Source organism: Labrenzia sp. 011, assembly GCF_003075075.1.
GTDB lineage: Bacteria > Pseudomonadota > Alphaproteobacteria > Rhizobiales > Stappiaceae > Roseibium.
Genome location: NZ_QCYM01000002.1, coordinates 144624 through 157957, shown reverse-complemented (window position 1 = coordinate 157957; position 13334 = coordinate 144624). Strand labels below are relative to the sequence as shown.

Annotated in this window: 13 protein-coding genes; 6 read left to right on the top strand and 7 right to left on the bottom strand. The window is 61.8% G+C overall.

Going from position 1 to position 13334, the window contains the following annotated elements:
* The first annotated feature begins 206 nt into the window (after positions 1-206).
* Complete coding sequence (locus DCO57_RS03535) at positions 207-1538, top strand: FAD-binding oxidoreductase (RefSeq protein WP_116697482.1); 1332 nt, start codon at positions 207-209, stop codon at positions 1536-1538.
* A 248-nt stretch (positions 1539-1786) separates the two neighbouring features.
* Complete coding sequence (locus DCO57_RS03530; protein WP_116697717.1) at positions 1787-3109, top strand: FAD-binding oxidoreductase; 1323 nt, start codon at positions 1787-1789, stop codon at positions 3107-3109.
* A gap of 123 nt (positions 3110-3232) precedes the next feature.
* Here DCO57_RS03530 and DCO57_RS03525 read toward each other — a convergent pair whose 3' ends face one another.
* From DCO57_RS03525 to DCO57_RS03505, 4 genes are all read right to left on the bottom strand, one after another.
* A complete protein-coding gene (locus DCO57_RS03525) occupies positions 3233-3919 on the bottom strand; it encodes a GNAT family N-acetyltransferase (RefSeq protein WP_116697481.1) in 687 nt (228 codons plus the stop codon).
* Complete coding sequence (locus tag DCO57_RS03520; protein ID WP_116697480.1) at positions 3916-4446, bottom strand: MarR family transcriptional regulator; 531 nt, start codon at positions 4444-4446, stop codon at positions 3916-3918. Before DCO57_RS03520 ends, DCO57_RS03525 begins: the two co-directional genes overlap by 4 nt.
* Positions 4447-4653: 207 nt before the next feature.
* A complete protein-coding gene (locus tag DCO57_RS03515; protein WP_116697479.1) occupies positions 4654-5646 on the bottom strand; it encodes a DnaJ C-terminal domain-containing protein in 993 nt (330 codons plus the stop codon).
* Positions 5647-6070: 424 nt separating this feature from the next.
* Entirely contained in the window at positions 6071-6538 is a 468-nt protein-coding gene (locus DCO57_RS03505) for an RT0821/Lpp0805 family surface protein (protein WP_208977771.1), read from the bottom strand.
* 79 nt (positions 6539-6617) lie between these two features.
* Between DCO57_RS03505 and pdxH the strand changes: the two genes are divergently transcribed.
* On the top strand, positions 6618-7253 hold the full coding sequence (pdxH, locus tag DCO57_RS03500) for a pyridoxamine 5'-phosphate oxidase (protein ID WP_116697477.1): 636 nt from the start codon (positions 6618-6620) through the stop codon (positions 7251-7253).
* 99 nt (positions 7254-7352) lie between these two features.
* On the opposite strand, the gene DCO57_RS03495 is transcribed toward pdxH, so the two are convergent.
* Positions 7353-8327 (bottom strand): magnesium transporter CorA family protein, encoded by a 975-nt coding sequence (locus DCO57_RS03495; RefSeq protein WP_116697476.1) that lies wholly within the window; start codon positions 8325-8327, stop codon positions 7353-7355.
* Between the two features lie 108 nt (positions 8328-8435).
* The gene (locus DCO57_RS23470) at positions 8436-8576 is read right to left on the bottom strand and encodes a hypothetical protein (RefSeq protein WP_165814624.1); all 141 of its coding nucleotides are present in this window, start codon (positions 8574-8576) and stop codon (positions 8436-8438) included.
* A 485-nt stretch (positions 8577-9061) separates the two neighbouring features.
* On the opposite strand from DCO57_RS23470, the gene DCO57_RS03490 reads away from it, so the two are divergent.
* The gene (locus DCO57_RS03490; RefSeq protein WP_116697475.1) at positions 9062-10051 is read left to right on the top strand and encodes a DUF1499 domain-containing protein; all 990 of its coding nucleotides are present in this window, start codon (positions 9062-9064) and stop codon (positions 10049-10051) included.
* 21 nt (positions 10052-10072) lie between these two features.
* On the opposite strand, the gene DCO57_RS03485 is transcribed toward DCO57_RS03490, so the two are convergent.
* On the bottom strand, positions 10073-10978 hold the full coding sequence (locus DCO57_RS03485; protein ID WP_116697715.1) for an MBL fold metallo-hydrolase: 906 nt from the start codon (positions 10976-10978) through the stop codon (positions 10073-10075).
* 241 nt (positions 10979-11219) lie between these two features.
* On the opposite strand from DCO57_RS03485, the gene DCO57_RS03480 reads away from it, so the two are divergent.
* A complete protein-coding gene (locus DCO57_RS03480) occupies positions 11220-11699 on the top strand; it encodes an SRPBCC family protein (RefSeq protein WP_116697474.1) in 480 nt (159 codons plus the stop codon).
* Between the two features lie 169 nt (positions 11700-11868).
* Entirely contained in the window at positions 11869-13284 is a 1416-nt protein-coding gene (locus DCO57_RS03475; RefSeq protein WP_244287872.1) for an ATP-binding protein, read from the top strand.
* The last annotated feature ends 50 nt before the right edge of the window (positions 13285-13334 follow it).

Here is a 13334-nt window from a genome sequence, read left to right as displayed (position 1 = left end):
TGCCTTCCTTTCGGGTCTCGGCAGCGGTGCTGCGCTCAACCTGACGTTAGGGGAGGATCAAGAGCTTGCAAACGCACGCGAATACCTTCCCTCCGTAAACAGATTTCATCTTGAAACTGAAATCTGAACAAGGGAAGGTGATGCCTTGGACCGGGCAACATATCAACCTTATTATAACAGCGGTCCAAAGGAGTCGGTGATCGCACATGTTCACAGCGCTTGATCTCCTGACGGCGAATGATTCTCCCGGCCAGCATGCCCCATCCTATTATGCGGCAACCGCCAACTGGCAGACATCGCATCCGTCTCTTCATGGTTCGCAGTCCTGCGATGTCTGCGTGGTCGGCGGCGGCTACACGGGCCTGTCGGCGGCGCTGCATCTGGCAGAACGGGGACTGGATGTCTGCCTGCTGGAAGCCAACCGGATCGGCTGGGGCGCATCCGGCCGCAACGGGGGGCAGGTCGGTTCGGGGCAGCGGGTCGAGCAGACGGTTCTGGAAGAACGGCATGGCAAGCCCCATGCGAAACTGCTGTGGGACCTTGCCGAAGAGTCCAAGGCGCTGGTGAAGCAACTGATTGCCCGGCATGACATCGCCTGCGACTATACCCCGGGGGTTCTCCATGCTGATCACCGCAGGAGCTTCGTCGAGGACACACGGGACTATGTCGAGCATCTGCGTCTGGCCTACGGCTACGAGCACATCCGCTTCATTGACGGCGACGAGATCGGCGAGCTTGTCGGCAGTCCGCGCTATTTCGGCGGTGCGCTCGATACGGGCGCCGGTCATCTCCATCCGCTCAATTTCGCGCTCGGCCTTGGCCGGGCGGCGGAAAGCGCCGGCGCGAAGCTGTTCGAGGAAACCCGGGTCACCGGCATCGAGGGGGAGGGCCGGGGACAGGGGCGTGTCACGGTCAAGACCGACCGGGGGGAAGTGCGTGCCGATCATCTGATCCTGGCCTGCAACGGCTATCTTGGTCGGCTGGATCGGAAGACGGCTGCCCATGTGATGCCGATCAACAATTTCATCGTCGCGACGGAGCCTTTTTCGCCGGACGAAGCGGCAGGGATCATCCGCAACAATGTTGCCGTGGCGGACAGCAAGTTCGTCATCAACTATTTCCGGCTTTCCGCCGACCGCCGCCTGCTGTTCGGCGGCGGCGAAAACTACGGCTACCGTTTCCCCAAGGACATCAGGTCCTTCGTACGCGGACCGATGCTGGAGATCTTCCCGCAGCTCAAGGACGCGGCCCTCGACTATGGATGGGGCGGGACCCTGGCGATTACGCCCAAACGCATGCCGTATTTTGCCCGGCCCGCCGCCAATGTTTTCACGGCTTCGGGCTATTCCGGCCACGGGGTGGCCATGGCCACCCTGGGCGGGCAGATCCTGGCGGAAGCGGTCGCGGGAACGGCCGGCCGCTTCGAGGCTTTTGAAAAACTCGGCATACCGGCATTCCCGGGCGGCGATCGGCTCCGCTTTCCGCTGCTGGTTCTGGCGATGACCTGGTTTTCCCTGCGCGACAGGCTCGGGATCTAGGTTATGGGGCTTACAACGAAATCGGGACGGTTTAAAACGATTTACACTTTCAGTAGAAACCAAAGCTCAGGAAATATAGGTCATTTTGACAGGGGTTGTACGACGGAGAAAAAACGGGAAACCCCGATCAGGAGGGCATGGAAACCCATGTTTCCTCCGAGCGTCCAAGCTTCTCAGGACAGGGAGGCGTCCTGCTTCGCGGCAGGTTCTCCTCATGCAATCACCGTTATCCATGGAGCCATGACCTGATGCTGCAGACTCAATCGGAAACGCGCCGCACGGTTGGCAGTTACTGGGAAGCCAGCATCCCCCAGCCCCGGACCGACCGGCAACTGATCGGCAACGCATTGTTCGATGTTGCCGTGATCGGTGGTGGCTACGCCGGTTTGAGCGCAGCGCTGAAGCTGGCTCAGGCGGGTGTCTCGGTCTGCGTTCTGGAAGCAGAACATGTCGGTTACGGTGCGTCGGGCCGCAATGGCGGTTTCTGCTGCATGGGTGGCACCAAACTCGACTCGCATCAGTTGCTGCGCAGGTTCGGCCTTGAGGAAGCCCGGAAATTCGTGGCCTATCAGGTGGCCGGGGTGAATCTCGTCGCCCAGCGTCTCGACAGCTGGAGCGTCGATGCCGCGCGTCATTCGAAGGGAGAGATCTATCTCGCGCATCGCCCGAAAGACGCCGCCGGACTGCGTTCCGAACGTGATTTTCTCAAGGAGACCTTTGGTATCAAGGCCCGCTATCTGGCAAGGGAGGAACTGGAGGGCGAAGGATATGGCGGTCCCGGATTTCACGGCGGGCTGCATGTGCCCTACGGATTTGCGCTGAACCCGATGGTCTATGTCCAGGCGCTGGGCGAACAGGTGCGCAAGAGCGGTGGCAAGATATTCGGCAAGTCTCCGGTCACATCCCTGAGCCGCGACGGCGACCGCTGGCGACTGGAGACCGAACACGGATTTGTCCGCTCGCGGAAGGTGGTTCTGGCGGGCAATGGCTATGCGAGGGAGGATGTCCCCAAATGGCTGCACGGCCGCACGATGCCGGTGATGTCGTCGATCCAGGTGACACGTCCGTTGAGCGATGATGAACTGGCCGCCCAGGGATGGCGGTCGGAGACGATGGCGGCGGACACCCGCACGCTCCTGCATTATTTCCGGCTGCTGCCGGACCGGCGTTTCCTGTTCGGAACCCGGGGCGGCCTGTTCGAGAACGCCACGGCGCTGACGGCGATGAAAAAGCGGGCCCGCTCCGATTTCGAAACCATGTTCCCCGCCTGGGCGCATGTCGAGGCGGACTACAGCTGGCACGGACATGTCTGTCTTGCCCGCACGCTGATGCCCTTCGTCGGTGAGGTTCCGGGTGCGGCCGGCCTCTATGCCGCGATGGGCTGGCACGGCAGCGGCATCGCCATGGCCTCCATCTCCGGCGAGAAGGTCGCCGGCCTGATCATGGGCAAGCTGCGGCCGCAGGATTTGCCGTTGGCCTTGCAGAGACCGTTCAGGAGATTTCCGTTCCCGGCTTTCCGCAAGCTTTACCTGCAGGGCGCATATTGGTGGTACGGCCTGAAGGATCGATGACCGGACCCGCGCCGGCTTTCTTGAAGATCCGCCCCGCGTCGGATTGTCGATCCGGCCCCTGAGGCTTCACATCCCTCGGCAGTCCTGAAAGGGACGATAACAGCGGCGCTTGAGACAGCACGCTCATGATCTGTGACGAACCACCGCCACATTCACCTCCTTGAGAATTTCAAAGCCGAGTTTGCGGTAAAGGACGATCGCGCCGTGGTTGTCCGCATAGGCATGCAGGAAGGGCGTATCGCCCTGGGCCCTGATTGCCCCGGCGACATGGCGGGAAAGCTTGGAGGCCAGCCCTTGTCCACGGAAATCCGGATGGGTGCAGATCCCGCTGACCTCGGTGAAGCCGGCCACGCTCAAACGGGTCCCGGCCATGGCCGCCAGCCGCCCATCCTGCTTCACACCCCAGAACCGCCCGAGCTCGGGCGTCCCGGCGGTGAAGGGGCCGGGTTTTGTCAGCTCCGCGAGAGCAACCATCTCCGCGATGTCGTTGGCTGTCAGCGGAACAATGCCGGTGTCCGTCCCTGTCGACCCAGCGGGACGCTGCTCCGTCATCAGGACACCAAGCGCCGTGACCTCCGCTTCCAGCGCATCGGGCAGGACAATGTCCTCGGCCTGCAGCAGGTAGACATGATCCTCCCCCGGGGCAATCAGCTCCGCCAGGGCCTCCAGCGCCGAACGGGAATTGTCCCGGGAGGCCGCAAAGGGGGAAACGGCGGGATCGAACCTCTTGGCGAGGGGACCGCCGCGCGAAAAGGAGCTCTGTCGTGACGTCAGTGCCGACCAGACGGTGCGGCTGAACACCTGTGTCATCGGGCGACCTCCTTCGACGGGCCGAAACGGCTCCAATGGGGCAGCGGCGTGTCCGGCTGGCGCCCGGTGAGGGGGGTTTCCGAAAGCGCATCTTCCAGTTGGGCAAGCTGGTCCAGCAGTGGCCCTTCGAGCCCCGCGCAGGCATCCTGCACGGCTAGAAAAGCTGCGGGCCAGAGCGTCGACTTCAAATGTGCCACCAGGCGCGCGCCCGCGTCCGTCAGGGAAATTCGGCTCACGCGCCCGTCCTTTTCGTCGGGCAGCGCCACGACGAGCCCGTCCGCTTTCATCCTGTTGACCATCCGCGTCACACCCGGCTGGCTCTGCCCAAGTGCGCGGGCAAGATCGCCGATGCTCAGGGGACCGTGCCGGTCCAGGGCCGCCAGCACCGGGTTGTGCGGCGTCGGCAGATCCGTATCCCCCAGAACCTCCGCCAGCTCCTGCGTCTGCGCTTGCAATTTCTCCCCGATCCGCTTCAGCCGGCTGCCGAGAGTGGTATAACCGAGCGCGCGGACGACATCTTCAACCATCCGGACCTCCATCAATATAACATTGTATATAACAGGTTATCATTATAGGTAAACCCATCCGTTTTTTGGCGAATTGTATTGAGGTGGACGCAGGCGTGAATTGCCGTTGTCGTCCCGGTGCCGGCTCTGATCTGCAGACCAAGCGTTCTGGTTTCAGCCCCACCGCGGCCCCGGCGCGAGGCCGGGGCTGCGGTGGGGTGGATAACGTCAGTCGAACTCGGGACCGCGGGCGCGATAGGGCGTGATTTCCTTCCAGGCCTTCATCAGGGTTTCCAGCTCGTCGTCGCTATGAGGCGGCATGACGATCTGGAGCTTGACGAGAAGGTCGCCGTGGCCGCCGGTCTTGGTCGGCAAGCCCTTGCCTTTCAGCCGCATGATCTTGCCGCTGGAGGAATTGGCCGGAACCGTCAGGTTGACCGCGCCCGTAAGGGTCGGCGTCCTGACCTTGGCGCCGAGCACGGCCTCGTAAAGGGTTAGCGGCAGGTCCAGGAGCAGGTCCGAGCCCTTCACTTCAAACAGCTTGTGCGGCCGGAAGCGGATTTCGACCATGGCGTCCCCGTTGGGGCCGCCGTTCTCGCCCGGATAGCCCTGGCCCTTGAGACGGATCTTCTCGCCTTCCTCGACTCCCTTGGGCAGGGTGACATTCACCGTCTTTCCGCTTGGCAGGGTGACCTGCGTCTTGCCGGAATTGACCAGGTCTTCCAGGGACACGCGCGCGACGATCTCCGCATTGCGGCCCTTGGTTTTCGGAGGGGCCTTGGTGCGCGCACCGGCAAAACCGGCGCCCGGTCCTGCCCCGGGGCCGGCGCCGGGCCGGGGGCCCGACCGCGCCCGGCCGCCACCGAAGCCGCCGAAGATGTCGTTGAGAATATCGTCGAAACTGCCGCCGGCCGAGGCCTTGAAGCCACGCGTCGCACCTGCGGGACCGGCATCATCGTAGCCCGAAAAGCCGTCGAACCCATGGGCCTGGAAGCGCTGCTTGCCTTCCGCGTCGATCTCGCCACGGTCGAACTGGGCGCGCTTTTCCTTGTCGCCGATGATTTCATAGGCCTGGTTGGCCTCGGCAAAGTTCTTCTGGGCCTCCGGATCGTCCTTGTTCTGATCCGGATGGAATTTTTTGGCCAGTTTTCTGAAGGCCTTCTTGATGTCGCTCTCGCTGGCGGATTTCGCCACCCCGAGAACGCTATAGGGATCACGCATTCGTCTCACCAGGTTTCCAAGATTTTCCTGCCAGCCACCTCACGCCGATACGCCGCGGATGGATGCCCGTTTCCGAAGCGTGTGCTTTTTCGAGGACCGACCTGACAGGACTTATCCTTTATATCGGGATGGAACCGGAAAAAATCCAGATCCTTGTCCCTGGAACAAGGGATAGCCGGTCTGAATCGACCGGTCATCCGGAAGTTGATCGTTTCAATTTACCGCAACATCCCGCATTCGGCTGAAGGCGGGCTGCTCTGGGCCACGGACCCATGCATGAAGATGGAATGGCAGGAAAGGGACCTGCATTTCCCTCATGGGCGCGCCGGATACGGCGCGGTCCGTCCCAATCATTCCATTTTCAACCATGAGTCTGCGACCCGGGACCGAAGATAGTATGTTTTTAGCTGGTTTTGTTGCCTGTTCAAGCGTCTGCGACAGAAAGCGTCGTTACGGCGAATTTCTTTACCACGTCGCGGCAGGCCGTACCGGAATAAAGCTTGATGCCGGCGATGGTATTCGCCGTGGTCTCGAAGGACACGCAGCCGGTTTCCCCAAGGGAGCTCGCATCGAGTTTCGACAGGGTTCCGGAATTGCCGCTGATCGCATTCAGCCAGGGCAGGGTAAGGTCTTCGATCGTGGTGCCCGCCGTCAGCTCCGGTGCGATGGCATCCAGGTTTTCCGCGATCACCTTGCGGTCCTCGTCGTCGATGTCCGCATAGGCGACATCCGAGGACGACTCGATGGAACCGGTCAGAAGTGTGGGGGTGTCGACATTGTTGCTGCCCATCGGCATGGAGACCGTGCTGCAGCCGGCAAGCGTGTTGCCTGCGGTCAGAAGCAGCGCCACAAAAAGTTGGATCTTGAGGTTCCCGGCAGTATATGAACGCATACGAAACATCTTCAGGCAGCTCCCGGGTCCGGCTGATCCTTGCCGTGCTTGAGGCCGCATGTCCCTCGGCAGGTTACAAATGACAGATCTCAAAGATCCTCGCGAAGAGTTAAAAAAAGGTGACTTTACGGAGGTCAAGAACCCGTTTGATCTTTTCGGTAAATGGCTTGAGGACGCAAAGGCGTCCGAGCCGAACGACCCGAATGCGGTGTCCCTGGCCACGGTCGACGAGACCGGACTGCCGAATGTGCGCATGGTGCTGCTGAAGGATTTCGATGAACGCGGCTTCGTGTTCTACACCAATTTCGAAAGCGCCAAGGGACGGGAGCTTCTTTCCGCCGGCAAGGCGGCCATGTGTTTTCACTGGAAGTCCCTGCGCCGTCAGATCCGCATCCGCGGTCCGGTGACGGAGGTCCCCGCGCAGGAGGCCGACGCATACTACCGCTCCCGGCCGCGCGGCAGCCGGATCGGCGCCTGGGCCTCGAAACAGTCCCGGCCTCTGGAGAGCCGCTTCGCGCTGGAAAAGGAAGTTGCCCGATATGCCGCGAAATTCGGCGTCGGCGACATCCCGAGACCGGAATACTGGTCCGGCATGCGCCTTGTGCCGACATCGATCGAATTCTGGCACGACAGGCCGTTCCGCCTGCATGACCGGGTGCTGTTCACCCGCACCGCACCCGATGAGCCCTGGTCAAAAGACCGGCTCTATCCGTGACGTCCGGCGTGTTGCGTGTGAGCGGGAGCCTGATTCCGGACAGAGCTCCGAAGGCGTGTGGGCATTGCGAACGCGTCCGGAGGATTGCCTGAATTCAATTCAGAGCAACCGTTTCCAGCGGAAAAACACGAAGGTTGCGACGACGGAGACGAACATCAGGCCGATCGAGAACAGGAACCCCTGTTCCCACCGCAGCTCCGGCATGTTCACGAAGTTCATCCCGTATATCGAGGCAATCAGTGTCGGGGGCATGAAGATCAGCCCCAGAACGGTGAATATCTTGGCAATCTGGTTCTGCTCGAGGGTCACCAGGCCAACGGTGGCATCAAGCAGGAAGTTCAGCTTGTTGTCCAATGCATCGCCATGCTCCTTGATGGAGTGGATGTCCTGGCCGAATATGCCGCAGTCGGCCGACTGTTCCTCGGACAGGCCGATGCGTTTCGCGTGGGTACTCAGGAAAAGCAGTGCCCGCGCCATGCTTGTGCACACATCGTGCAATTTCGCCACATGCAGTCCGATCCGCCCGATGCGCTTGATGGCAATCTGATAGCTGTCGGTCTTGCGGGTGTTGAGGCCGACGCCGAAGACCTCGACTGATAGCTCGTCGAACTCCCCGGAGGCGCTTTCCATTTCGTCGGCGCAGCGGGAGACGATGGTGTCCAGCATGGCAAACAGGATCGCCGGTCCCACATGCGGGATGCTCGGGTCGGACTGGACCCTGCCGGAAACGATCTGAATGGATTTCGGGTCGCCGTATCGGACCGTGACGAGCTTTTCGGCATTGAGGACGAAAGTGACCGATGAAACCGTCGGATCGATTGTCCGCGTTGCAATCGGCATGTGAACAGTCATCACCACCGCGCCCGGTTCCACGTAGAGCCGCTCGGAGGTTTCAATCGAGGCAATTTCGTCGCGCGTGGGTATTTCCGCGCCCATCAGCTTCTCGGCGGTCTTCTGTTCCTCATCCGTGGGAGAAACGAGATCGATCCACACGGATGTGGGCGGCAACGGCGCACCGGGAGCAAGCTCGATGCGCGCCAGACCATTGGCGGAAGGGCAATAGGCAAAAATCATTTGTGGCAAATCTCCGCAGCGACACATGCGGTGTCGCAATCAGCGGCAGTTTGCCCAACAGGCCCGGTTACGGCAACCGTCTATGCGGCAGCGGAGGCAACAGGCAGCCTATTTGGCCTTCTTGGCTGCCGGACTCTTGCAGCAAAGCGCTGCCGCAGTAAGCGCGGCGATGCCGACAGGCTTGTAGTAATTGATCAATTTGGCTCCATCCGGTGCTTTGGCGATCGGGCGGGCTGCTGCTTCAGACATTGTCTCGGGTCCATTTTTCTGTGCCCGCGGTCTCATGTTTCTGACTTTGGGGCTTGCGGGCACATGTGCATGTCGTATCCAAATAAGGCATTCCAAGGGCAGACTGAGATTCCCTGAATCCTGTTCTTACTTGGATGGCTAAGTATGCGCCTCTTGTTGATACCCGGCCAGTCAAAAAGAATAACAGGATGTAACGATATCGACAGGAAATTGAGAGGTCTGGGTAAGTATTTGTTTACCGGTTATCTTCGCTATCCGGATTCCTGTCAGGGTATCGGGGACACGGACGCCGCGTGAACGGTCGGGACTGTCGGCGTTTTTCCCGCAAGAGCTCCTCGCCATGCCGGACCAGAAAGCGGTCGCGGTGAAATTTTGGCTGGCAGGCAGGGAAAATGAGGTTCATTTTGACAATTCACATTTAAATTAAGACATAATCGTTACGACGGCCCGAGCGATGGATCGCGGGGCATTCAAGTGGGAAAGAGATGAAGCGCTACGCCGCATACAAGTCAGTTTCGGCCCCCGCCAGCCGGACAGCCGGCGCCGTCGGACTGGCCGTGGCCGTCACCGCCCTGCTGGCCCAGCGGTTCGGTGTGATCAATGCGGATGTTTTCGTCCTGTCCCTCATTGCCGCCGCCGCAGTGGCTCTCGTGTCACTCGGCCTGGCCATATCCGCCCTTTACCGCATCTGGTCCTACGGCGGATCCGGCATCCCGGCGGCGTTGCTGGGCGCGCTCTTCGGCGGGCTGGCGCTCGTTCCTTCCGCCATGGTCGTTGGGCTGCTGGTCATCCGGCCGGGCACGAGCGATCTGTCCACGGACCGCGTCGACCCGCCAGACCTGAAAGTGCAGGCGGTGTCCGAAGAGCAGCCTTTCCTCACCTGGATGAACGCGATGGCGCTGGAACACGTCTGGCCGATCCTGTCACCGACGGCCGGTGGCGGTTCCGCGGCAGGCTCCGGTGCCGAGCCGCTCTATCCGGATATCGTATCGCGCAGATACAGGATTGCTCCCGCCCAGTTGCACGCGGCCAGCGCAAAGGCTGTCGAGGCCTTGAACTGGACGGTGGTCGACGAACTGCCGCCCGATCTTCTCGATGCGCCCACCCGGCTTCAGGCGGAGGGCACTTCCGGACTTCTGGGGCTGAAGCATGACGTGACCTTGCGCATTCGTCCCGACCCGGTCGGAGCGCTGCTGGATGTCCGCGCCAGATCGCGAACCCCGCTGAGGGACCTTTCCGGAAATCCGGACCATATCCGGGCCGTTTTCGCAGGCATCGATCAGGTGCTCCTTGAGACCTACGGCGACCTTTCGCGATTGTCCGTCGAGGAAGACGGTCTGTCGCCCGAAGACCTTGAGCCCGTGCCGCTGGAAGAGCCTCGCGAGAGCGCGCCGCTTCCGGGCTTCAAACCCTATTTCGAAGAAGAGGACGCCCCGGTCGCCGATGATCTCGGCCTGACGGATCTGGAAGGGTGAAGGACCGGCTCTTCCCGCGTATCAGGAAGAGCGCAGACGGAAGGTGGCGTTCAGCGCCAGGGCGGGGGAGGCGGCAACCAGACCGCGCTCGGCAAGATCCTCCAGATGGGCGAAAACCGACAGGCCGGCTGCCCGATGCAGGGCAGGGTCCACATCCGCATAGAGGCTGGCGACGATCTGCGCAATTGTGAGCGGCGCCGCGGCCAGTTCCCGCAGGACCGCGGCTTCCCTGCCCAGCCGGTGCCGCTTCAGGTCCCGCACATGGGAAAGCGCGTCGTTGATGACGCCGCCATGGCCCGGCAGGTAGATCTGTTCCCGCCGGTCCAGGAGCTTGTCGATCGAGGCCATATAGTCCCGCATGCTGCCGTCCGGCGGCGCGACGATGGATGTCGACCAGCCCATGACATGGTCTGCGGACAGAAGGACATCTTCTCCGCCAAGGGCGAAGCACAGGTGATTGGCCGTATGACCCGGAGTCTCGACGGCGTGAAGGGAAATCCCGGCCGCGCTGAAGACGTCGCCCTCCCGCAGCTGCCGGTCGGGCGTGTACTCCTTGTCGCCGCTGGCGTCGAGCGGATTGATCTCGTTTTCCATCAGGGCGCGCGCGGCCCGGTGAACGCCGCAGCCGACGATCTGTGCCCCCGTTTTGTCCCTGAGCCGGCGGGCGGCGGGCGAATGGTCGACATGGGTATGGCTGACCACGATGGCCTCGATGGGCGCGCCCGAGGCCGCCTTCAGGATGTTCTCGACATGCGCCTCGTCGGCGGGGCCCGGATCGACGACGGCAAGCCGGCTGGTGCCGAGCAGGTAGGTGTTGGTTCCTAAAAATGTGAATGGCCCGGGATTCCTGGCCGTCAGCCGGCGCAGACCAGGCATCAGTTCAACGGCTGAACCGTAATTCGGGTCGAAATCTCGATCGTGTTTCATGTCTGTATGCGCCGCGCATTGAGGGAAGACAGGGACCGGTGGACCGTGAGCCCGTGTGATGCGCAAGGCAATGGTCACCTCGTCCGTGGTCCGGACACCCGCTCCGCCGCTTGCGGCCGGCATGGTCAGGCATGTCATGTATAGGACGCTCGAATCGGCTAGGGAAGCCCGGCTTTGCCAAGCCGGGCGTTTCTATGGGAAACTGTCTGGCACCTGATCCGATTCATCCTGGCGGAATGCTATGGCGCAAGAAACTGAATGCCGGTTCGAGAGTTTGCTGGACCTGCCGCGCGAACAGGCCTTTTCCCTGTTTGTCGACCGGGCGGATCTCTGGTGGACTTCCTCCTTCGACGGATCGACACCGGGCAAAAGCGAGACGGAAATCGAGCCTTTCGCCGGTGGCTGCTGCTACGATATGGACGCCCAGGGCCGTCGCCGGATCTGGGGAACGGTTCTGTCCATCGAAGCTCCGCTCTATGTGCGACTGGCCTGGCAGATCTCCCGCGACGGCAGTGAAGTTGCCGATCCCGCGGCGGCGAGCCGGGTGATGGTCAACTTCCGGGTGGCAGGGGACGTGACCCGGCTTGAGGTCGTGCACAACGAATTCCTGCGGCATGGAGAGAACGGCGCGGACTATATGGACCTCATGCGCGGGCCCGGAGGCTGGCCGCAAATCATCAAGAATCTGCAAGCTGCCGCGCGAACCTCGCAGCGGGGGTGAAGGCAGCGGGGATACCGGGCGCGCTGCCCGGAACGATCCTTGCGGCATCAAAGAGAACAAAGTGGCTGTGCTGTCGCCTGGATGACATGTTCCTCGTGTTAATTGCAGGATCCACCGACGCCCCGTTTCACCGATTTCGGTCTTGCGCATTTACTTAGGCGCCGAAATAGTGTCTTCCCTTCGGGGCGTGAATTTCTGGCAGGCGATCCTCTACGAATCCATGACCCTATCTCCGTCGTCTTTTGAGGAAAACTCCGAGGCAGACACCACTGCTTCACCGCTCACGCGCATCGGCGAAGCACGGTGGATACTCGTGACTGCCTTCTGCGCGGCTGCCATTGCCGTGATTGCCTATGATGTTCCAATTCTGCCCGCGGCCGCAGGGCTGGCCGTCCTGGCCCTTGTCGCCACCCTGGCGCCGCGGCGGTCCACCAGCCGCAGGTTCAAGGTCAACGCCCAGCGGGAGATCCGCAGGATGTGGCCGGGCACAGGAATGAAGGTGACCGTCGACGCGCTTCCCACCCCCTGCTTCGTGGCCGATGGCCGTGGAATAACCCGTTATGTCAATGCGCAGGCCCAGGCAATCTACAGCGGTGTGAAGCCGGGGGACCCACTGTCGTTTTCCCTGCGCGCGCCTTCCCTGCTGGAGGCCTTCGATCGCGTCTGCAGCATGGGGGGAACCGAGCGGATCAGCTGGATCGAGAAGGTGCCCACCGAGACTTGGTACGAGGCTCATATTGCCCCCATCTACATGCCCGGCACCGGACCCCAGGACCGCAGGCACGGTCTTCCGGATTTCATTCTGGTCGTCATCCAGGATCTGACGGAGAACCGGCGTCTGGAGCGCATGCGCACCGATTTTATCGCCAATGCCAGCCATGAGTTGCGGACGCCGCTGGCATCCCTGACCGGCTTCATCGAAACCATCCAGGGACCTGCCCGCAACGACCCGGAAGCCCAGGAGCGGTTTCTGGCGATCATGCTGGACCAGGCCGGCCGCATGCGGCGCCTGATCGACGATATCCTCTCCCTGTCCCGGATCGAGCTCAAGGCCCACGTCCGTCCGGCAAGCGTCGTGGACCTGTCCGAGATCGTCCGTCACACCAAGGACGCGCTGAGCCCGCTTGCGGCGGATCTGGACGTGGAAATCCGCATCCACGTTCCGGAGAGCCCTGTCAAGATAAAGGGCGAGCGCGACGAACTCATACAGGTGATCGAGAACCTGATCGAGAATGCGCTGAAATACGGCAGTGCCGGCAAATATGTGGATGTCAGCCTGGAACAGCAGTCCGATGCCGATAGTGCGCCCTTCTGGGTTCTGTCCGTGCGTGATTACGGCGAGGGCATTTCGCCGGAGCATCTGCCGCGCCTTACGGAGCGGTTCTATCGCATCGATGTGGAGTCCAGCCGTGCCCTGAAAGGCACCGGGCTCGGCCTTGCAATCGTCAAGCATATCCTGACCCGGCACAGGGGACGGCTGGAGATCGAAAGCGAGCCGGGCAAGGGCGCGACCTTCAAGGTGAAGCTGCCACTGCTCGAAAGCGGCGAAGGCGCTTCCGAAAAGACCGCTACCAAAGAGACGTGAACACGGCTGACCCGGCCGGACGAGATTGTGGCGGTCCAGAAGTTTGCCCG